Origin of the sequence: Paenibacillus sp. S25, assembly GCF_019454085.1 — a bacterium.
In the GTDB taxonomy this organism is placed as follows: Bacteria; Bacillota; Bacilli; order Paenibacillales; family Paenibacillaceae; genus Paenibacillus; species Paenibacillus polymyxa_B.
Map to the genome: position 1 here is coordinate 2366630 of NZ_CP073683.1, position 16964 is coordinate 2383593.

Consider the following 16964-nt stretch of genomic DNA (forward strand, 5'->3'; position numbering starts at 1 on the left):
AAGGAGTGTTTAAAGTGAAAGAATTGAAACCATTTATGTATGGATCATCACAAGTAAGAACATTGACTGTTTCAAACGAACCATGGTTTGTTGCCAAAGATGTTTGCGATGTTTTGGAAGTGGGAAATCCAAGTCAATCACTTTCAAGATTAGATGAAGACGAGAAAAATACCATCATTTTAAATGAGGGTAATCGCGGTAACCCCTCAGTTGCAATTGTAAACGAACCCGGATTATACACCTTAATCCTTGGCAGTCGAAAACCCGAGGCCAAACAGTTCAAACGTTGGATCACACACGAAGTCATTCCTTCCATTAGAAAACATGGCGCGTACATGTCACCAGAAGCCATAGAAAAGACGCTTTCAAATCCTGATTTCATAATCACCCTTGCCACAGAGTTGAAAAAGGAACAGGAAAAGAGAGCATCGCTTGAACAACAGATTTTGGACGACAGCGATAAAGTATTCTTCGCCAAAGCTCTTCAAACCTCTAAAGACGCTATTTTGGTAGGTCAGTTGGCAACACAACTTAAACAGAACGGCGTGAATATTGGTGAAAAACGATTGTTCTCCTGGCTCAGAGAAGAAGGTTACCTTTGCAAGTCTGGAGAGAGATACAACTTACCAACTCAACGTTCTATGGAACTTAAGTTATTCGAAGTTAAAACGACTATGTACAGCAATGGTGAGGACATCAAGGTTAGAAAGACACCTAAAGTTACTGGACGCGGTCAGGAATACTTCATTAATAAGTTCCAACGTTATCATCTTAGATCAACATCTTGATTCATATGTAAGAACAACCACAACCCATTGTACATCTAGGAGGCTGCGGAATGAAAGGAAATTTTACCAACGGTGAATTAAAGAAAAACACGCCCGAACTGAGTGAACGTACACGACTAGAGGTCACCCGCAAAATTATATTGCTTAACCAAAAGTACGGACATCGAGTTACCAACCTGGAGGGAGAGAAGAAAAGTGGCTAAACATCCAAAGGAGATTGAAAACCGCATACTGACACCAGTTTTCCCATTTAAACGTCCTGAATCAACCAACGCGGTGATTTGCAAATGCGGCTGCGGCTGTGAGATAAACACCAGCATAGACAGTTACATCATTGTGGACGGTGATTTGTTCCTTGACGATGGGTGCGTGACAAACTGGGTTCTAAAAGAAGCAGGAGGGCGGCGAGTATATGGCGGGGCTTGCTAACATGACCAGAGTTGAGTACATCGCATATCTACGGGACCAAGCATTTTGGATCAACCAGTTGGCTGATGATATGGAGTTGGGAAAGTCAGATAGTCAGTGGGCAATAGATTTTGACTTGAAACGGCCTGACGTGATTTATGAGAAGCGCGCAGTTGAATTGGACAAGATGTTTCATCCAGAGGATCGGGAGGGCAAACGCACAGCATGAGGTTTCGCAACGTAGACGACATTTTAAAGCATTACGGTTGGGAAGGTGAGGTGAAATACTCGGAGGTGAAGAAAAATGAATCTGACGGATCGCAGGGTGTTTCTAGAACTCGCAAAGATCGCAAAACAACGCGGGACGCTGACAAAAACGTTGCTGAGGGTGTACCTGAAAAACATGGTGATAGCTTATAAAAAAGAAAAAGCTGCCGAAGCAACGGCAGCACAGATCAAGCACACATCTAAAGTAAGTAACGTGATTATACCACAACGAAAGGTCGAATGGTATGAAAATCTGCGAGAAAAAGATTCGGTATGTAATTCGGCATAAGTCGAAAGGTCACTATCACCATCTTGCACGCGGAATTGTATACGAACTAACCAAAGCCTATCTCTATTACGACGAAGATGAAGCAAATCATTTCCTATATATTAATCAATTCCGACCTGAAAAGCCTTGGGAATATGAAGTTATGCCAGTAAGTATTATTTATGAACTGGAGGATGAAGCAAATGTTAATACGTAAAGCGCAGCGTAAGGTAACTAAGGCAAAGGTTGGTATAACGGGGCCAAGTGGTTCAGGCAAGACACTATCCGCTCTACTGATGGCATATGGAATGACGGAGGATTGGGAAAAGGTAGGTTTAATTGATACTGAGAACCGAAGCGCTGACCTATATGCAGAAACTATGAAAGCAGGTGTACACATTCCGGAGTTCCCGAAGATTGACCTTGATCCTCCATACACCACGGAAAAGTACATTGAGGCAATCAAAGCTTTTGAGGACTACGGCGTCGACGTCATCATTATTGACTCGTTGTCCCACGCTTGGGCTGGTGAAGGCGGATTGCTTGAGCAGAAGGACACCATGTCGAAGACAAAAAATAGCTTCGCAGCGTGGGGAGAACTAACGCCAAAGCAAAACAAGATGGTCGAGACCATACTCAAATCGAAATGTCACGTATTCACAACGATGAGATCCAAGACAGAATACGTCCTTGAAGCGAACGATAAAGGAAAACAGGTACCACGTAAGATTGGTATGGCTCCGGTACAGCGTGATGGGTTAGAGTACGAGTTTACGCTGGTCATGGACCTGACTGCAGACCATGTGGCAACTGTGTCAAAGGATCGGACAGGTCTATTCGATGGACAATACTTCACGCCATCAGTTGAGACAGGCAAACAATTGCTGGACTGGCTGGAGTCAGGCGAGAAGCTTATTACTGACAACACAACGGACATCATCAAACACAAATGGAACGCACTCGGTCTTCAAGTTGAGTTAATAGATGCGCAAACTCGGAAATTGTATGGATCACCTTTACAAGGAATAACGGAAAAACAGGGGCAATCATTCATTGATGTCCTGAACGATAAACAAAAAACAGTTGAGCCGGAAGGAGCATAACACATGTTGAACAGAGTAATTTTGATCGGACGCCTGACACGCGACCCTGAGCTACGGTATACGCCTTCGGGCGTTGCCACAACTGAATTTACCTTAGCGGTAGACAGGCCGTTTACAAGTCAAGGCGGCGAACGGGAAGCGGACTTTATACCAATTGTAACCTGGCGGCAGCTTGCTGAGACATGTGCCAACTATCTCCGAAAGGGGCGACTGACAGCCGTAGAAGGCCGTGTACAGGTGCGTAACTACGAGAACAGTGAAGGCAAGCGTGTGTACGTAACTGAGATTGTAGCAGACAACGTGCGCTTCCTAGAACGACCTGAGAACGGTGGGCAACAGCTTGAACGACAAGACCCGGACTATTCAATAGGAGTGAGCGATGATGATCTTCCATTCTAAATATGACCGCGATAAAGACCCATTTTACGACGATGGTGGCCCCTTACCCGATCCCATTGACGGACCATTTTAGGAGGTAGCTATGGCACTCGCGAAACGTAAGAAACCTATACCTGAACATCGTAAAAATATCCTGGCTCACCACAATCGTAAAGAACGACCTAAAAAGAAACGTTTTGTTGATCCAGAGTCCATTAGCAAGGACAAGGTACGCTCTGGGGTGTCTGAGCGTGATGCATCCGTAGGCGCTCATAATTGCTGTCTGCTGTGCGGCAAGCCGGGTCCAGGCTTACACCTTCATCGAGTAATATACGGCGGCATGGGCGGCGGTGGAGGTCAGTATGTGGTAGATAACTGTGTACTGGTATGCCATGCATGCCATGAACGAATCCACAGCAATAAGAGAGTATGGCAACCCATATTACTAGACCATATCAAGGCAATGAAATATGCACCTGATATGTCTCCAATATATCAAGCAAGGAATCTATAGCCCCCAAGGGCAGAGAGGACAAATACAAGATGGAACTTAACGAGGAACAGTTGGAGAATGTGAAGCACGCTTTGGGCCTTAACTACAACAAGAAGCCGACAAGAAACAATTTTTACTGTGACGCGGACGATGCGGGTTGGAACGATCTTGTTGCTAAAGGGTTGGCTACGAAACGTGGCGGTTGGGATGAGGAAAGCGCGTATTTCCGCCTGACTTATGAAGGTGCAAAGACCGTTTATACAAAGCCAATGTCACGGAAGTATTTTGAAACGTTGCATTAAAAAGTCTAGCCTCATAGGGGATAAGAAGGAGGGAACAGCACATTGGACTATAAGCAAAAGCGGCTTATCGCTACGGCGGAGACGCTTAAAGCATATACAGATACTGATAAGCCGGGGCCGTGGGTTATAGCGTACAGCGGTGGCAAGGACAGTACAGTAGCCCTAGATATCGTAATCCGGTCGCTGATGCAGCTTAAGACGTACAAGCCCGACGCGCTTACGAGGGATGTGTATCTGACCACAGCTAACACCAATCTGGATTTTGTAACGGACCCGCTCAAGCAATCGGAACTGGCAAAGATCAAACGTCTGGTAAGTGAGCAGGGGCTTCCCGTGAAGATTGTCGAAGTTGCTGCGCCAATCGAAAAGAGCTTTATGTATCTGACTGTTGGACGTGGTTACCCGCTTCCCAAAAGCAGAATGAACCGTTGGTGTACTGAACGGCTCAAGATTGAGCCATCCCAAAAAGAGCACAAAGCTATTGCACCAGCGCTTACGGTTACAGGGGTCCGAATGAGCGAGTCAGCAGCGCGGCAGGAAAACATCAAGAACCGTCAGGTGTCCGAGTTTTTCAGTGACACGGAATTTATGCCGATCGTGAATTTCACGCTTGATGATGTCTGGTCTTACCTGGTACGTGAGGGCATGGCATGGGGCGATGCGGAGCAGCTAGGCCAGCTCTACAAGGAGGCAACAGGCGAGTGCGGGTTGCGGCAACGTAAAGCCGGGGCTGACGAAAAAACAGACGATCCGTGTGGAGCGCGAACCGGGTGTATTATCTGCCCTGTGGTCAAAATAGATAAATCCAGCCAAGAGTTTGCCAAGCATAACCCATGGCTACAGCCATATGTAGGCCTGCGTAACCTTATGATCGACATGTACAAGGACCCACGCAATAAGGCAGGCCGCAAGCGAGACGGTACGGTACTGGAGTATGGCAAAGGTACATTTACGGTTAAGGCCCGTATGCAGCTCTATGAGGCTGTGAGGCAGGCTGAGAGGGAAAACGAAGAGCTGGCCCGAATGCACGGAGTGGAGCCGCAAAAGCTTATCTATTCGCAGGAGCTGGATGACCTGATCCAACGACAGTGGGAAGAGGATTTGAGAGAATGCCCATGGGTGGAAGATGCTGCGGAGGTTGGTCGTTTTTATGAAACCAAGATCAAAGGGATCAGGGAAGGATATCAGCTTGTATGGAATGTCTATCACGACATGCCAGAGACGGCAGGACAGATATAAGGGGGATACACCCCCTACTACCTATACCAAAGGAGAGATACAATGAGAGTCATTTATATAAAATGGCACGCAAATTACGAGGAATTGAAGCTGGGTGAGACATACCCAGCCACTCGTTATAAGCCGGGCTGGATACTTATTGGCACGGTGCTCTATAGAGCAGGATGTTTCGAAGAGGCATAACAGCCTCTTACCCTATACCCCTATATACCTTATAAGGAGCGATAAGCATGAGAGATAGTAAATTCCGTGGTAAACGACTGGATAACGGATCTTGGACACAGGGTGACTTGATTCAATTGTTGGGTGAACAAGGACAAGGCAGGAAATTCATCGTCGATAATCGTTTTGGCGCCTGCATTGATAGTGAAGGCAATTTTGTTAATACCGAAGCTCCATTTGTAAATGAGGTAGACCCTGAAACAGTAGGTCAATATGTAAATTATTACGGAATAGAGTTTTACAATGGTGACATTATGCTCATTGCCTGCGACTGCGATAGTGAATATGGATGTACACACAATGACGGGATATATACGGTAGTTTGGAACAAGGAAACGGCTGGTTATGCGCTGAAAAGTCAATCCAACGGACGTTTGTATCCACTAGATGAATATGGCGAGGAAAACATGCATGTCGCTGGAAATATATACGATAACCCGGAGCTACTACAGCCCCAAGGAGGCGGTAAAGGTGAGTGAACGGACAATTAATTTGCCGAATGGTCTGGAACCTATGTCGGCAGGAGATTTGAAAACTATTTGGAATAAAGCCGACGATGCTCGGGGTGATGAAGCTCATATGAGTAATGATGTGTTTGATTTAGTCAACGCCCTTGATGCCGCCTATACGCAAATAGACTCACTCCAGCAGCAGGTAGCAGAGAAGGACGATGCTATAGCTGAATTACACGAATATAACAGGCGGTATGCTGCTGATGTAGATCATCTCCGTGAGCAGATTGCAGAGAGGGAACGCAAAATAGAGTGGCTTACTAACGAGTTAGGGGAGGAAGAACAGTCATGAGTGAACGGACAGTAGATTTAATCCGTACAGATTTGCAGTCAGCAAAGAATGAAGCGAAGAAAAATATCCTGTTACCAGTTAGAGAGGTAGAAGACCTGCTTGCCCTGGTAGACTCACTCCAACAGCAGGTAAATGGCTTGAACGAGGAAAGCCTAGCTAACTTTCAAACGGCTGCGGAGAGAGGCAAGCAGCTTGCAGAGAGGGAACGGACAATAGAGCTGCTCACCAAGCAAATTACCGACGAGGTTGCGATATCTGCTAAAGCAAAAGCTAACTTACATGATGCAAGGGCTTTGTTGGTAGCTGGCAGGGATTTAGCTGTGCTGGAGCGACTGGATGAGGCATTAGGGGAGTAACCACCAATACAATACGCTCCTTAGCGCTAGAAAGGGAATGAAAATGGACAGTAACAAACAACACAAATTTGGATGGAAAATTCTCGTTATAGGATTCTTTTTAAATATCATTGAAACGGCATATTTCGGATGGAATGCAACTCCACAAAGCAAAGCAGAAATAGTATGGGATTATATAACCATGTTCATCATGGGGTACGGAATTTATTTGGTTACGGATGCTTTCGTTAGACTCATTAGAAATAAAGAATAACCAATACAGGGTGTAGGACCTACACCCACTAAGGGAGGATATATAGATGAAAGCATGCCCGTTTTGCGGAGGAACACCATACATTAACCGATGGCATAGCGCCACTGGGACAAGTATTAAATGCAGAAGTTGCGGGTGCACAACCCAAATCGAAAACGGAGAAAAGGCAGCTGTTGCGGTGTGGAATAATCGATTAACAGAAACCCCGAGACCACTTGACGAGTGGCATGAGGATCTTGGAGCTGTACTCTGGTGGAAATTCCCGATTGATGAACCACCATATTGCGGTACTCCATTGGATGCAGACTGGCCGGATTATCATACGCATTGGACGCCAATAACCATACCCGTTTTGAGGGAGGAACAACAATGACAGATAAACCACGTAACTGGCAAGAGGATGTGAAACTGTCAGAAAAAGCCAAATGCTGGACCTATGAAATCACTTTTAATGGTGAAGGAAATATTGTAGCAAAGGATGCTGATTATGCATTTGCCCAGGTTATTGCTGGGGATGTAGGCATAAGCAATGCTGAGATTATATTAGATGGACTTGAAGCCCTTCCTTACTGGCTCCAACAATATGCAGCACTTGAAAGGGAATATGAACGGTTCCAGAAAGCTGCAATGGGCTGGAACGATGATTTAACCGCCGCTGAGAAAGCATATGAAGGATTACAAGCAAATTGCGTAAGCCGTGGAGAGTATGAAGCGACATTAAAGAAGTTGGACGATATGACCAAGGCATATCATGCTCTCCTGCAAGATAAAGGAGACACCCCATGATAAGAGCTTATACCTCTATATTAATAGCATTACTATTATATGTAGGTGTAGTCAGTATAGATAGGTATATGTTAATTGAGCCAATAGATCCGAATACTTTGAGCATAGGGAGAGTTGCTCATGAGTGACGCTATACGCCCAAATCATTACTCTTTCGGCGGCATTGAACCAATTGACTTCATGCATGCAAAAATGTCTCCTATGGCTTACAGAGGATTTCTAGCAGGCAACGTAATTAAATATATTTCTCGCTATGAGCATAAGAATGGATTGGAAGATTTGAAGAAGGCAAGATATTACCTTGATCGTCTCATAACAGACTCGGAGGAAAGTGAAGATGGCAGCAAACAACGATTACACACTACTGAAGATTGACCTCGCCTATGCTGTAGAGAAGCGAGACGAGGCCGACAGATATGGTAATTATGCGGACGTTATGCACTACGAATGGCAGATAGACCGCATTAAGCAAAAGATGGATCGGTTAGAGCAATTTCAATCCACGCACTCCATACAGAGTGCGACAAGAGGGGCTTAGTCCTCGTCTGGTACATGTTCCAGTATGTCACCAGGCTGGCATCCAAAGAAGGTACATAGGGCGTCAAGCGTAGCATAGTCGATGCCCTTACCTTCATCGTTATAAAGCTTTGCCAACGTTTTACGTGTGATGCCAGTTTCTTTCTCTAACAAAACAAAGTTCTTCACCTTATGTTCACCCATTAAAACGGACAATTTATTACGGATCACGTGATCACCTACACACTTATTATTTAATTCTATCATATGCAGTTCATGTGATAAGTAAACAGTATAGACCAAAATGGGTAATATAGTACCCATAATGAGTAGAATAGAGTATACTAGAATCAACAAGAACAAATGAGAGGGATGATGAAATGGTTCGCTATTACTATCACGAATGGACAAACGAGGAAGAAAGAATTCTTACCGATATCATGACTACTGGCAGGCAGCAACGAATGAAAGTGGACGAGCTATTTGTCCAAGCTGCTGCTGAACTTGAGAGAACCAAGGCGTCTGTAAGAAACCACTGGTACAAAATGAACAGCGATCAAAGTCAAGCAGTTTAGGCGGTGATTTTATGGACGGATGGATAAAGCTCCATCGCAAGATCACCGAAAGTGCAATATTTTCTGATCCTGACTTGTTACGGCTATGGATCTATTGTCTAGCGAAAGCCGCCTATAAGGAAAAGACTGTGATGATTGAGAAACAAGAAATAAACCTCCAACCGGGTCAGTTTGTAACCGGAAGATTTGCACTTCATGACGAGTACAACCGTGGTGTTGCTCCGCGCAAAAAAATTAAGGAAACAACGCTTTGGAGTTGGCTAAAACGGCTCGAAACATTCGGCAACCTTGACATCAAATCATTCAACAAATACAGCGTTGTATCAATAGTTAAGTGGTCTGAGTATCAAGAGACTTTGACAACAGAACCACAACAGACTGACAACAGACTGACAACAGAACCACAACAGACTGACACAAACAAGAAGTTAAAGAATTTAGAGAACATAGAGAAAGGAGAGAATATATCTACTACGACTACAGACGAATCGGAGAAATTGCCATTAGGGGATATCTATACAAAAGTATGTGGAACTTTCTTTATGCCAGAAAACTTTAGACAGTTTTTCAAAGAGGTCAGACAAAAAGGTTACAACGAGTCATTCTGCAAAGAACTGTTGTTAGAGGCTTCTGAATCTGCTGATAACGGGAAAGTAAGCATCAATTTCCTTAAATCAATTAGTGAACGCTGGATGAAGGAAGGGATACATTCTCGTCAGCAATCAAGAGAAATGAGAGGGAGGGGGAATCAATATGCAGAGCATAAAGTCCGCGGTGAAAGATTTCAATCTGGAGGACATCAAAAAGAGAGTGAGTTTGCTTACCTCGACCGCCAAAACCGAACCGGAACCCAAGGATAAATACCTTTGCCACAAATGCAAAGATGAAGAAGGGTTCTTGATACGTGTTAAAGCAGGTGATGGACCATTTGATTATCGAGATGTTTGGCATGATTGCGAATGCAAGAATGAAAGGAGAATTGAACGACTGATGAAGTCTAGCAAAATCACTGAGGAGTTCCAAAGTAAGAGGTTGAACAACTTTAACATTGAAGGCAGACCGTTAGCTGTTGTACAAGCCTTTGAAGCTGCTGAGAACTACGCTAAAGGGTTTAGGAGCATCAAAGATACCCGACACAACAGTATCGCGCTCCTGGGCCGTCCTGGATGCGGGAAAACACATTTGTTAATGGCAATCAGCAACCACTTATTAAAAAACGGTGTTGGTGTGGTCTACTTCCCTTGGGTTGAGGGATTCAACGAGATAAAAGATAACTTGGACATGATGGAATCAAGAATCCGTCAATTACAGCAGGCAGAAGTGTTATACATCGACGACATGTTCAAGGGGCGACGAGAGCCGACAGACTTTCAAATGGAACAGCTTTTTGCAATTATCAATTATCGCTATCTCGAGAAAAAACCAATACTGATCAGCTCTGAGAAAACAGTGATGCAGATATGCGAATACGACGAAGGCATTGGCAGCCGGATCAATGAAATGTGCAAGGAATACAAAGTTGTATTGACTGGTGGAATTGAGCTGAACTATAGACTCCAATAAGAAGGGAAGAAGATACGGATGGAAAGGCTAATCACAACAATTAGATGCGTTTTCCGCCTATTCAAGCAGCCGCATAAAATAGGTGCCACTTTTACATTAAGCGGTACGAGTGAACCCATGCTTGTGATTGGCATTGAAAAATACGAATTATGGCACGATCAGATAATAATCTGGTACACCTGCCAGCGACTTGATCACGAAGCGCCTACCAAGATGGTTAATCGTAAGCCTAGAAATTACGTTGTCGAACTCGAAATTGAAGGGAAATATGATGACGTTGAATTGAAAAGGTATGGTCTTGGCTCAACGATTTTAAATAGGGGTCAATATTACAAAATCCAAGAGTATACGGAGATTGCCCTTAGAGGAACTGACTTGGTTATATCGTTCATGGCTAGACCAATTTATCCAGTGGGTCAAAAAGAAGTAAAGGAAAAGCTGTTCGGAGAGCGTCGTAAGAAGCTGAAAATATTATAAGAAAAGGTGATCGGATATGAATCGTGATGAAGTAATAGCTAAATGGAATAGTATGAATCCACAGGAACGGAATATATGGGTCGCTGTTAAAGTGATGGGCAAAAAGAAAAGCCCTATAAATTATGGATGGATAAGTTCGGAAGGCTTCGACCATTATCCAAAAGATTATTCGACGGGCATGGGTGCAGCGTGGGAAGTGATTCAGAAGATGAAGGACAAAGGGTTCTCGTTTACTCTCGGTGAAGCATCTGAGAAGAGTGGATCTGTCATTCTTGGTGAAGCGAATTTAGGAGACCAAATGTGTAACTTTCATATCGTAACTAAGAACATATTTATCCATGTGTTTAAAGAAACGATGCCTGAAGCCATCTGTTTAGCAACTCTAATAGCTCAAGGAGAGGGGATAGAGGAATGAATAATAGATGGCGGCAGCTAAGAAAGATTATGACAGAAGATGACTTTTTCTGGTCTGGTTTAGAAAATCAGCCGGAAGCGCCTTGCCCCGTATGTGGCGGCAAATTGATTTATGACTCTTGGTTTGAGGAATGTTTTGGTTGCACGGAGTCAGTTACGAAATGCACCGGATGTAACTACCTTGATTCATGGTCTTATGGTCACACGCATCTTGAAGTTGGTAAATGGTCTACTGACTTCTTTTACTCCACTCCAGATGAAGAAGTAGAACGGATAAGAAGTGAATTCATCCGGCTGATGATTTTTGAGAAGCAGCGCCGGAAGAGAGAGATACGCAAATACTACCGCAAACGCGGATAATACAGCCCCTAAAGGGCAAGGAGAGGAATAAGACATGACTGCAAACATCTCGAAACATATGAACGTTACCACGCTTGAGATCAAAACAGGATTGAAAGGTTTCGTGTACATCCATAATTACGGTAGGCACTCAATACAGGGATCAGGTTGGGGATTTTTCGCTGGTGGTAATCCTTACGCACTTAATCTTGTCATGGTAATCAACAACAACGATGACGTGCATAAGTGTATCGCAAAAATTAACGAAATTGACTGGATCGATTTGTATGACAAAGCGGAATGCACAGACTTTTTGCGCCGGATGATTAGAGATTAGGGATTACTAGCATATCAAAGGAGAGGAATAAGGGATGATTAATATATATGGAACAGCAACTGTATACGTGGACTATGAAGTGAAACTGGATTTGACGGAAGAACAATTTTCTGAACTTACGGAGAAAGAGCAAAACGAACTGCTTCAATCTGCAATTGACTGGCAGGAAGCGTTACGAAACGGGCAAACAGATGACATTGAAGTCGATGATATTGTGGAGGTCTAAACCATGGATAAGAAGATACAAGAGAGATCATCTATACTACGGGATCACATCGGTTACCTCCTACAACAGATAGAGATTAAGGATAAGGCGCTTGAGTTTTATGCGGACTACGACAAGGTGTTGATTAACCTTGATTGTGGCAAACGAGCCCGTGAAGCTTTGGAAGGAGAGGATACAAATGAGTAGACCCATCAAATTTAGAAAGTGGGATAAGGATTTAAAAAGGATGCATGTGTGCGGTGAGGATATACGCGACTCAATAATTTTCGATGATAACAATGAAGCATATTATTACAACGAGGCATGGTATTACAATCTTGATAAAGACAAGGCCTGTGAGTTGATGCAATATACCGGACTAAAAGACCGTAACGGTAAAGAGATATACGAGGGTGATATATTGCGAGACGATAGAGGCAAAGGCGAGGTCGAGTGGGTTCAGGAATATTGCGCATATATGATTTTTACGAAAGACCCTAGTTTCTATTACCACATGGAATCAGATGGGGTGCTCAAAAACACCGAGATCATCGGCAACATCTATGAAACCCCACTGGAGGATACCCCATGAATCCAATAGACCCCTATGACCTAATGGACAAAGACTGGGACGAATTCATACGTAAAGGATTAGCAGAGTTAGAGTGGGAGAAAGCACAGGAGGATGAGGCAGCATGATGAAAAAGCATTATCGTACAGGTGGATCTATCCGGGAGCAGGCACAGCCAGTCAAAACAAGTAAGTTGCCCATGTCCTCTGACGACCTCATAGAAAGCCTGTACAAGCCATTACATCCGAGGGATACCCAATACATTCTGTTTCAGGATGAACAAGGCGTGGCACGCTCCAAGATTGCTAAGAAGCTGGGTATATCGAAAGCAAGGGTGGTTCATGAGATTATTCTACTTCAAGAAATGTCTAAAAGAGAAAGAAATAAATACCGCAAGTATGAAGAGGATGAATCCGCATGAGGGCTAACAAATATGGAGCCCAGCAGACAGTATTAAACGGGATCACCTTTGACAGCAAGATGGAATCACGGTATTACACGCAGCTCAATCTTATGGAACGAGCTGGCTTGATATCGGATTTAGAGTTACAGCCGGAGTTTGTATTAATACCAGCATTTAAAAAGCTTGGTAGGACGATCAGAGCAACGAAGTATCGAGCAGACTTTAAGTACAAGGAGCACGGTAAAACTATAGTGGTAGACGTGAAAGGGGTGAAGACCAAGGACTTTAACATCAAGCGAAAACTATTTGACTCCAAGTACCCGGACATTGAACTCAAGTTGATTACTTACAAAAATGGAGGGTGGGAAGAGATATGATAGCATGTTGGATCAACCACAAAGACGGATATACCCTTATGGACGATTCAGGGAGTCGTATAGGCGTGATAAAGGTAATGGACAAACGAATACTAGGGAGAAAGTTAAAAGGTCTCTACGAGCCTGCTACGTGGTTTAAAATGGATGGTCATAGTTTCATAGGTAAACCACCGGATAAACAAATAGGAGCTTAACATGGACTTAATAGCAGCGTTATTGATTTACGCAGTTGTGATGGTCGCCATACGTAAATATTTGAGATAGTCAAACCTTACATGTATACGAAATGTTGTGTAATAGTACGAAAAATGTACTATAACGGCACTATATATGGTATAATCATAGTATAGAGATGAAAATAATCGGATTGAGGTGTGTAGTAGCATGACAGACCAAATTATTGAAACGCAAGAAGAACAACAGCCTACTAAATATGTGTTGGATAGTGTCAATACAGGTGACGTGAATGTAGAAAGTTTCTTTGCAAGCGAGCAGGCTTTTAGCGTAATGAGGCTTGCAGTAGAAGCAAAGTTTGGAACTATGAGCAACGGGTATAAAGAGCGGATTGATGAGCTTCAAAAGGAATATGAAGAGCAAATTGCAAAGCTCATTACTGAGAATAACGAAATGTCAGACAAGCTGGCTCAAGCAAAGTCAGAGTTATCTAACGCTAAGTTGGAGATTGAAGACATTTCGGCTAAACGTGATGCTGCAGCTGCTGAATTGACTGGTGCTAAGGCTGAGATTGAACGACTGAACGATCATGTACAGGACCTGCGTACTGAAATTGCTATTGGAGCTAAAGCGGCGACACGAGTTGTAGATACCAATCTAGAAACAAATCTTGCTGAAGAGATGGAGAAGTTTAAGCAGTCGCGTCCAGCTATCTATGATGTACAACCGTTGGATAACCGTGGAGCTAACTTCAAAGCAAAACTGGCTGAAACTGACGAAGAAATCACCTTTAACTACTTGGAAAAAGGTAAGTATCGGGAGGTAACGGCCCAAGAGGCCGAGCAGTTTCGAAGAGAAGCCGAGGAATCAAAACGTGCTAATGAGGATCTGGCACAACCTGGGGAGAGTGTGGACACGGCAGGAACAGTAGTAGAATTGCCGTCACAGTTTCAAACCGAAGAAGACACAGCCGACGGAGTGGCTAAAGGGAACGTTAGTGAGTCGGTGGCAGGACAGGCAGTTACGCGGGAAGAGTTTGAAGAACTCAAAAGACGCGTAGTTATTGTGGAAAAAATGGTGAAGAGACCAGAGGAGGTAGCCTAACGGCTGCCTCCTCAAAGAAGGGTAACCATGCTTAAACGTGATAAAAGCGTGATGCAGCATTATCGGCTTAATCATCCTGGGAGAGAGCATCCATACGCGGTGATGATTGACTTAAAGGACGAAGAGGCAACAGGCACGCTGCTGGTGTACTTCGACTTTGAACGGCATGGATGGAGTATAAACCGATGGACAAAGCCATCATTCCACTTATACGAAGAATACAAACTGCATGAGGGGTACAGAGAGGTTGCTTTTGTGCCATTAGTAGAGCTGAAGGAGGGATATTGATGGACAAGGAAAAAGTTATTAAATTGCTTATAGACTACAGGTCATATGAATTCGCTGTGAGGAATATGGATTCAGGTATCGGTTCATCAGGACCGTTGATGCCAAAAAATATGAAAAATCACAGGCTAATGAGGGCAGGCGATTGGGATTATAGACGATACTCGTTGATTGTTAAAATGATCAAAGGCGCAGTCGATGAAGTATTATCTGATAACGAACGAACTGTAATCACTCGAAAATATCTGGATCAAAATAAGAAGTCTATCAAGCAAATAGCGCATGAACTGCACCGGGATCGTGGTACGGTAACCTCTTGGCATACATCAGCATTAAAACAACTGATAAATTCGTTAAAACCACTGGACGAGGAAATTGAGTATATTGAGAATTTTGACCACATGTTTGATAGGGACGGACAGTTTCAATATCCCGCGTGACAAAAAGCTCTGCTAACCTTAATGGGTCGGCAGAGCTTTTTGTTTATTGTACTGCACCCAATACAGCTTTAAGCCGGTTGAGCGTATCGCGTGTACATCTATATTCACCGTCACTCGTTTTTTCTATCTCCAATTTATCAAGCCCACCGTTTGCTTTGATAAACTCTGCCGTCTCGTCCATCCCAGTGACAGGATCTATATATGACAATACCTCAGTTTCTCCAGTTGGCACTGGAGCATACCACTCGAATTCATCATCTATATGTGTTACGCGGCCTTCGATGATTGTAAGTGTTATCATGAATAATCCTCCTCTTTATTTTTTATTGCAATGTACCATGCCGAATATAGCCAAGCTGTAAGAAATGTTACTCAACAAGCCAGAATTATTTGGCAGGACGTTAGGTTTTACGCATAATTTCCCCATATTTTCAGCACAAAACCCGCATATTATTCCCACAAAACCCGCACGGTAACTGGTATAATACTAGTATAGGAAATATGCGATGGGCAACGGTAGCTAAATGCGCAGTCGCTGTCCACGCTGTTTCTTCAAATGATATCTGTACAGAGAGGGTAACGGGTAACCGTTGCTCTTTTTGTTTTCACACAAAAATTTATTTATAATCCCTATTGACGTATGTGCGACAATGAGTTATATTTATATCAACAAGTCGTACATACGACACCGAATGAGGTGAAAGGGGTAATGAAGATGACATCAAATGGTAGACGGAAAGAAATTAAAGATGCGATACTAGCTATTGGGAGTACAACATCATGGGTCCCTGGTGAAATTAATGATTTAGTCGCCCAAGCAATAGTAATGCTGGAAAACGGTAAAGCCAAGGATGTGAAACATGCTGCATTTAAGGTAATCGACCAGTACTACTAAGGGGGATATACGATGGGACAAACCGTTAAACTTTATAAATGGGAAAATTACGAAGCGGTAAAAGGTTGGGATCAACGACATGGATTTGCACTGGTTGGAGATATGCTGAGTTTCAATTTTGTGGGCGGAACAAGCCAACCAGAAGAATACATTCTTCCAGAAGGATACACTTACGAAGAAGATTCAAATCTTTTCGGTCAAGTCATTTGGGATGATGAGGGTGGAAAATGTGAAATTGGTTATGAGAGAGGAAAACCTGTCTTGATTAGCACAAAGTTGGCGGTGTTGAAAAAAAAGTAACGCCGCTGGACTGTGTGACAACAGTTAAAGGATACGCTGAAAGAACAGGCAAGAACATCCGAACAGTCCAGCGTATGTGTGAAGATGGAAGGCTAAAGGCTAAAAATGAATATGGCGTATGGTTGATTGAATATAAACCAGAAGAGTAGCGACTATGCTGCTCTTTTTGTTTTATGCACCAAGGAAGGTGATTGAAATCCTAAAACATGTAAAATGCCGCCTGTCCAAAGGTGGACACGATTACGTTCTTATTACTGAAAATTTTATTGATGCAGGAATGGGTAAAATACGTACTTACCGTTGTGACAAATGTGGAAAAGTG

The 16964-nt window shown here is 43.5% G+C and carries 36 protein-coding genes and 1 pseudogene; 35 read left to right on the plus strand and 2 right to left on the minus strand.

Translation table 11 applies throughout. The features are described from left to right. Positions 1-14 precede the first annotated feature (14 nt). The 18 genes and pseudogenes from KAI37_RS10515 to KAI37_RS10600 all read left to right on the plus strand — a co-directional run bounded on the left by KAI37_RS10515 (position 15) and on the right by KAI37_RS10600 (position 8205). On the plus strand, positions 15-788 hold the full coding sequence (locus KAI37_RS10515) for a phage antirepressor (protein WP_258383061.1): 774 nt from the start codon (positions 15-17) through the stop codon (positions 786-788). Between the two features lie 50 nt (positions 789-838). Then, complete coding sequence (locus tag KAI37_RS10520; protein WP_220031190.1) at positions 839-991, plus strand: hypothetical protein; 153 nt, start codon at positions 839-841, stop codon at positions 989-991. Positions 992-1200: 209 nt separating this feature from the next. Next, positions 1201-1425: a hypothetical protein gene (locus KAI37_RS10525; protein WP_220031191.1), complete on the plus strand. Its 225-nt coding sequence runs from the start codon at positions 1201-1203 to the stop codon at positions 1423-1425. A 75-nt stretch (positions 1426-1500) separates the two neighbouring features. Next, entirely contained in the window at positions 1501-1752 is a 252-nt protein-coding gene (locus tag KAI37_RS10530; RefSeq protein WP_220031192.1) for a hypothetical protein, read from the plus strand. A 182-nt stretch (positions 1753-1934) separates the two neighbouring features. Further along, entirely contained in the window at positions 1935-2834 is a 900-nt protein-coding gene (locus KAI37_RS10535; protein ID WP_220031193.1) for an AAA family ATPase, read from the plus strand. Between the two features lie 3 nt (positions 2835-2837). Next, a pseudogene (gene ssb, locus KAI37_RS10540) lies at positions 2838-3306 on the plus strand (single-stranded DNA-binding protein). A gap of 9 nt (positions 3307-3315) precedes the next feature. Continuing rightward, entirely contained in the window at positions 3316-3726 is a 411-nt protein-coding gene (locus KAI37_RS10545; RefSeq protein WP_220031194.1) for an HNH endonuclease, read from the plus strand. A gap of 29 nt (positions 3727-3755) precedes the next feature. Continuing rightward, on the plus strand, positions 3756-4007 hold the full coding sequence (locus KAI37_RS10550) for a hypothetical protein (RefSeq protein ID WP_220031195.1): 252 nt from the start codon (positions 3756-3758) through the stop codon (positions 4005-4007). 42 nt (positions 4008-4049) lie between these two features. Further along, entirely contained in the window at positions 4050-5246 is a 1197-nt protein-coding gene (locus tag KAI37_RS10555; protein ID WP_220031196.1) for a phosphoadenosine phosphosulfate reductase domain-containing protein, read from the plus strand. 42 nt (positions 5247-5288) lie between these two features. Continuing rightward, the gene (locus KAI37_RS10560) at positions 5289-5429 is read left to right on the plus strand and encodes a hypothetical protein (protein WP_167348655.1); all 141 of its coding nucleotides are present in this window, start codon (positions 5289-5291) and stop codon (positions 5427-5429) included. A 47-nt stretch (positions 5430-5476) separates the two neighbouring features. After that, the gene (locus KAI37_RS10565; protein WP_220031197.1) at positions 5477-5947 is read left to right on the plus strand and encodes a YopX family protein; all 471 of its coding nucleotides are present in this window, start codon (positions 5477-5479) and stop codon (positions 5945-5947) included. Then, positions 5940-6272: a hypothetical protein gene (locus KAI37_RS10570; protein WP_220031198.1), complete on the plus strand. Its 333-nt coding sequence runs from the start codon at positions 5940-5942 to the stop codon at positions 6270-6272. Before KAI37_RS10565 ends, KAI37_RS10570 begins: the two co-directional genes overlap by 8 nt. Further along, a complete protein-coding gene (locus tag KAI37_RS10575; protein ID WP_220031199.1) occupies positions 6269-6628 on the plus strand; it encodes a hypothetical protein in 360 nt (119 codons plus the stop codon). Before KAI37_RS10570 ends, KAI37_RS10575 begins: the two co-directional genes overlap by 4 nt. A 43-nt stretch (positions 6629-6671) precedes the next feature. Further along, complete coding sequence (locus KAI37_RS10580) at positions 6672-6881, plus strand: hypothetical protein (protein ID WP_220031200.1); 210 nt, start codon at positions 6672-6674, stop codon at positions 6879-6881. 46 nt (positions 6882-6927) lie between these two features. Further along, positions 6928-7254, plus strand: a complete 327-nt coding sequence (locus KAI37_RS10585) for a Lar family restriction alleviation protein (RefSeq protein ID WP_220031201.1) — start codon at positions 6928-6930, stop codon at positions 7252-7254. Beyond that, positions 7251-7667 (plus strand): hypothetical protein, encoded by a 417-nt coding sequence (locus KAI37_RS26330; RefSeq protein ID WP_258383062.1) that lies wholly within the window; start codon positions 7251-7253, stop codon positions 7665-7667. The genes KAI37_RS10585 and KAI37_RS26330 overlap by 4 nt, the downstream gene beginning before the upstream one ends. 120 nt (positions 7668-7787) lie before the next feature. Further along, a complete protein-coding gene (locus tag KAI37_RS10595) occupies positions 7788-8042 on the plus strand; it encodes a DUF3310 domain-containing protein (RefSeq protein ID WP_220031202.1) in 255 nt (84 codons plus the stop codon). Continuing rightward, complete coding sequence (locus KAI37_RS10600; protein ID WP_220031203.1) at positions 8005-8205, plus strand: hypothetical protein; 201 nt, start codon at positions 8005-8007, stop codon at positions 8203-8205. The genes KAI37_RS10595 and KAI37_RS10600 overlap by 38 nt, the downstream gene beginning before the upstream one ends. Here KAI37_RS10600 and KAI37_RS26675 read toward each other — a convergent pair. Next, a complete protein-coding gene (locus KAI37_RS26675; RefSeq protein ID WP_345945629.1) occupies positions 8202-8507 on the minus strand; it encodes a helix-turn-helix domain-containing protein in 306 nt (101 codons plus the stop codon). The two genes, KAI37_RS10600 and KAI37_RS26675, sit on opposite strands and share 4 nt — an antisense overlap. 56 nt (positions 8508-8563) lie before the next feature. On the opposite strand from KAI37_RS26675, the gene KAI37_RS10610 reads away from it, so the two are divergent. The 15 genes from KAI37_RS10610 (at position 8564) to KAI37_RS10680 (ending at position 15447) form a co-directional block, all read left to right on the plus strand. Continuing rightward, positions 8564-8758 carry a hypothetical protein gene (locus tag KAI37_RS10610; RefSeq protein ID WP_165178480.1) on the plus strand — a complete coding sequence of 65 codons (195 nt, stop codon included), beginning with the start codon at positions 8564-8566 and terminating at the stop codon, positions 8756-8758. Positions 8759-8769: 11 nt separating this feature from the next. Beyond that, positions 8770-9618 (plus strand): DnaD domain protein, encoded by an 849-nt coding sequence (locus tag KAI37_RS10615; RefSeq protein ID WP_220031204.1) that lies wholly within the window; start codon positions 8770-8772, stop codon positions 9616-9618. Then, positions 9512-10321: a DnaA ATPase domain-containing protein gene (locus KAI37_RS10620; protein ID WP_220031205.1), complete on the plus strand. Its 810-nt coding sequence runs from the start codon at positions 9512-9514 to the stop codon at positions 10319-10321. The genes KAI37_RS10615 and KAI37_RS10620 overlap by 107 nt, the downstream gene beginning before the upstream one ends. Positions 10322-10339: 18 nt before the next feature. Then, positions 10340-10798 (plus strand): hypothetical protein, encoded by a 459-nt coding sequence (locus tag KAI37_RS10625; protein ID WP_220031206.1) that lies wholly within the window; start codon positions 10340-10342, stop codon positions 10796-10798. Positions 10799-10814: 16 nt separating this feature from the next. Next, positions 10815-11213: a BC1872 family protein gene (locus KAI37_RS10630; RefSeq protein ID WP_220031207.1), complete on the plus strand. Its 399-nt coding sequence runs from the start codon at positions 10815-10817 to the stop codon at positions 11211-11213. Next, positions 11210-11572 carry a hypothetical protein gene (locus tag KAI37_RS10635; protein ID WP_220031208.1) on the plus strand — a complete coding sequence of 121 codons (363 nt, stop codon included), beginning with the start codon at positions 11210-11212 and terminating at the stop codon, positions 11570-11572. The genes KAI37_RS10630 and KAI37_RS10635 overlap by 4 nt, the downstream gene beginning before the upstream one ends. Before the next feature lie 34 nt (positions 11573-11606). Next, positions 11607-11888, plus strand: a complete 282-nt coding sequence (locus tag KAI37_RS10640) for a hypothetical protein (protein WP_064795287.1) — start codon at positions 11607-11609, stop codon at positions 11886-11888. Between the two features lie 34 nt (positions 11889-11922). Continuing rightward, on the plus strand, positions 11923-12114 hold the full coding sequence (locus KAI37_RS10645) for a hypothetical protein (RefSeq protein WP_220031209.1): 192 nt from the start codon (positions 11923-11925) through the stop codon (positions 12112-12114). 3 nt (positions 12115-12117) lie between these two features. Next, a complete protein-coding gene (locus KAI37_RS10650; RefSeq protein WP_220031210.1) occupies positions 12118-12300 on the plus strand; it encodes a hypothetical protein in 183 nt (60 codons plus the stop codon). Then, the gene (locus KAI37_RS10655; RefSeq protein WP_220031211.1) at positions 12293-12685 is read left to right on the plus strand and encodes a YopX family protein; all 393 of its coding nucleotides are present in this window, start codon (positions 12293-12295) and stop codon (positions 12683-12685) included. The genes KAI37_RS10650 and KAI37_RS10655 overlap by 8 nt, the downstream gene beginning before the upstream one ends. 103 nt (positions 12686-12788) lie before the next feature. Next, positions 12789-13085: a hypothetical protein gene (locus KAI37_RS10660; RefSeq protein ID WP_220031212.1), complete on the plus strand. Its 297-nt coding sequence runs from the start codon at positions 12789-12791 to the stop codon at positions 13083-13085. Further along, positions 13082-13444 carry a DUF1064 domain-containing protein gene (locus tag KAI37_RS10665; RefSeq protein ID WP_220031213.1) on the plus strand — a complete coding sequence of 121 codons (363 nt, stop codon included), beginning with the start codon at positions 13082-13084 and terminating at the stop codon, positions 13442-13444. Before KAI37_RS10660 ends, KAI37_RS10665 begins: the two co-directional genes overlap by 4 nt. A gap of 384 nt (positions 13445-13828) precedes the next feature. Next, complete coding sequence (locus tag KAI37_RS10670; RefSeq protein ID WP_220031214.1) at positions 13829-14722, plus strand: hypothetical protein; 894 nt, start codon at positions 13829-13831, stop codon at positions 14720-14722. A 27-nt stretch (positions 14723-14749) separates the two neighbouring features. Then, positions 14750-15010 (plus strand): hypothetical protein, encoded by a 261-nt coding sequence (locus KAI37_RS10675; protein WP_220031215.1) that lies wholly within the window; start codon positions 14750-14752, stop codon positions 15008-15010. Then, positions 15010-15447, plus strand: coding sequence for a sigma factor-like helix-turn-helix DNA-binding protein (locus KAI37_RS10680; protein WP_220031216.1), 438 nt, complete (start codon positions 15010-15012; stop codon positions 15445-15447). Before KAI37_RS10675 ends, KAI37_RS10680 begins: the two co-directional genes overlap by 1 nt. A gap of 43 nt (positions 15448-15490) precedes the next feature. On the opposite strand, the gene KAI37_RS10685 is transcribed toward KAI37_RS10680, so the two are convergent. Next, positions 15491-15748 carry a hypothetical protein gene (locus KAI37_RS10685; RefSeq protein WP_220031217.1) on the minus strand — a complete coding sequence of 86 codons (258 nt, stop codon included), beginning with the start codon at positions 15746-15748 and terminating at the stop codon, positions 15491-15493. Between the two features lie 408 nt (positions 15749-16156). On the opposite strand from KAI37_RS10685, the gene KAI37_RS10690 reads away from it, so the two are divergent. After that, entirely contained in the window at positions 16157-16342 is a 186-nt protein-coding gene (locus KAI37_RS10690; protein WP_076293207.1) for a hypothetical protein, read from the plus strand. 12 nt (positions 16343-16354) lie between these two features. Beyond that, a complete protein-coding gene (locus KAI37_RS10695) occupies positions 16355-16642 on the plus strand; it encodes a hypothetical protein (protein ID WP_076293206.1) in 288 nt (95 codons plus the stop codon). The last annotated feature ends 322 nt before the right edge of the window (positions 16643-16964 follow it).

Coding starts and splice junctions, on each gene's coding strand:
- KAI37_RS10585 (WP_220031201.1), top strand. CDS start 6,928: ATGAAAGCATGCCCGTTTTGCGGAGGAACACCATACATTAACCGATGG.
- KAI37_RS10650 (WP_220031210.1), top strand. CDS start 12,118: ATGGATAAGAAGATACAAGAGAGATCATCTATACTACGGGATCACATC.
- KAI37_RS10640 (WP_064795287.1), top strand. CDS start 11,607: ATGACTGCAAACATCTCGAAACATATGAACGTTACCACGCTTGAGATC.
- KAI37_RS10635 (WP_220031208.1), top strand. CDS start 11,210: ATGAATAATAGATGGCGGCAGCTAAGAAAGATTATGACAGAAGATGAC.
- KAI37_RS10520 (WP_220031190.1), top strand. CDS start 839: ATGAAAGGAAATTTTACCAACGGTGAATTAAAGAAAAACACGCCCGAA.
- KAI37_RS10655 (WP_220031211.1), top strand. CDS start 12,293: ATGAGTAGACCCATCAAATTTAGAAAGTGGGATAAGGATTTAAAAAGG.
- KAI37_RS10680 (WP_220031216.1), top strand. CDS start 15,010: ATGGACAAGGAAAAAGTTATTAAATTGCTTATAGACTACAGGTCATAT.
- KAI37_RS10550 (WP_220031195.1), top strand. CDS start 3,756: ATGGAACTTAACGAGGAACAGTTGGAGAATGTGAAGCACGCTTTGGGC.
- KAI37_RS10535 (WP_220031193.1), top strand. CDS start 1,935: ATGTTAATACGTAAAGCGCAGCGTAAGGTAACTAAGGCAAAGGTTGGT.
- KAI37_RS10660 (WP_220031212.1), top strand. CDS start 12,789: ATGATGAAAAAGCATTATCGTACAGGTGGATCTATCCGGGAGCAGGCA.
- KAI37_RS10565 (WP_220031197.1), top strand. CDS start 5,477: ATGAGAGATAGTAAATTCCGTGGTAAACGACTGGATAACGGATCTTGG.
- KAI37_RS10685 (WP_220031217.1), bottom strand. CDS start 15,748: ATGATAACACTTACAATCATCGAAGGCCGCGTAACACATATAGATGAT.
- KAI37_RS10530 (WP_220031192.1), top strand. CDS start 1,501: ATGAATCTGACGGATCGCAGGGTGTTTCTAGAACTCGCAAAGATCGCA.
- KAI37_RS10615 (WP_220031204.1), top strand. CDS start 8,770: ATGGACGGATGGATAAAGCTCCATCGCAAGATCACCGAAAGTGCAATA.
- KAI37_RS10665 (WP_220031213.1), top strand. CDS start 13,082: ATGAGGGCTAACAAATATGGAGCCCAGCAGACAGTATTAAACGGGATC.
- KAI37_RS10675 (WP_220031215.1), top strand. CDS start 14,750: ATGCTTAAACGTGATAAAAGCGTGATGCAGCATTATCGGCTTAATCAT.
- KAI37_RS10575 (WP_220031199.1), top strand. CDS start 6,269: ATGAGTGAACGGACAGTAGATTTAATCCGTACAGATTTGCAGTCAGCA.
- KAI37_RS26330 (WP_258383062.1), top strand. CDS start 7,251: ATGACAGATAAACCACGTAACTGGCAAGAGGATGTGAAACTGTCAGAA.
- KAI37_RS10690 (WP_076293207.1), top strand. CDS start 16,157: ATGAAGATGACATCAAATGGTAGACGGAAAGAAATTAAAGATGCGATA.
- KAI37_RS10625 (WP_220031206.1), top strand. CDS start 10,340: ATGGAAAGGCTAATCACAACAATTAGATGCGTTTTCCGCCTATTCAAG.
- KAI37_RS10630 (WP_220031207.1), top strand. CDS start 10,815: ATGAATCGTGATGAAGTAATAGCTAAATGGAATAGTATGAATCCACAG.
- KAI37_RS10610 (WP_165178480.1), top strand. CDS start 8,564: ATGGTTCGCTATTACTATCACGAATGGACAAACGAGGAAGAAAGAATT.
- KAI37_RS26675 (WP_345945629.1), bottom strand. CDS start 8,507: ATGGGTACTATATTACCCATTTTGGTCTATACTGTTTACTTATCACAT.
- KAI37_RS10695 (WP_076293206.1), top strand. CDS start 16,355: ATGGGACAAACCGTTAAACTTTATAAATGGGAAAATTACGAAGCGGTA.
- KAI37_RS10525 (WP_220031191.1), top strand. CDS start 1,201: ATGGCGGGGCTTGCTAACATGACCAGAGTTGAGTACATCGCATATCTA.
- KAI37_RS10595 (WP_220031202.1), top strand. CDS start 7,788: ATGAGTGACGCTATACGCCCAAATCATTACTCTTTCGGCGGCATTGAA.
- KAI37_RS10620 (WP_220031205.1), top strand. CDS start 9,512: ATGCAGAGCATAAAGTCCGCGGTGAAAGATTTCAATCTGGAGGACATC.
- KAI37_RS10600 (WP_220031203.1), top strand. CDS start 8,005: ATGGCAGCAAACAACGATTACACACTACTGAAGATTGACCTCGCCTAT.
- KAI37_RS10670 (WP_220031214.1), top strand. CDS start 13,829: ATGACAGACCAAATTATTGAAACGCAAGAAGAACAACAGCCTACTAAA.
- KAI37_RS10545 (WP_220031194.1), top strand. CDS start 3,316: ATGGCACTCGCGAAACGTAAGAAACCTATACCTGAACATCGTAAAAAT.
- KAI37_RS10645 (WP_220031209.1), top strand. CDS start 11,923: ATGATTAATATATATGGAACAGCAACTGTATACGTGGACTATGAAGTG.
- KAI37_RS10560 (WP_167348655.1), top strand. CDS start 5,289: ATGAGAGTCATTTATATAAAATGGCACGCAAATTACGAGGAATTGAAG.
- KAI37_RS10580 (WP_220031200.1), top strand. CDS start 6,672: ATGGACAGTAACAAACAACACAAATTTGGATGGAAAATTCTCGTTATA.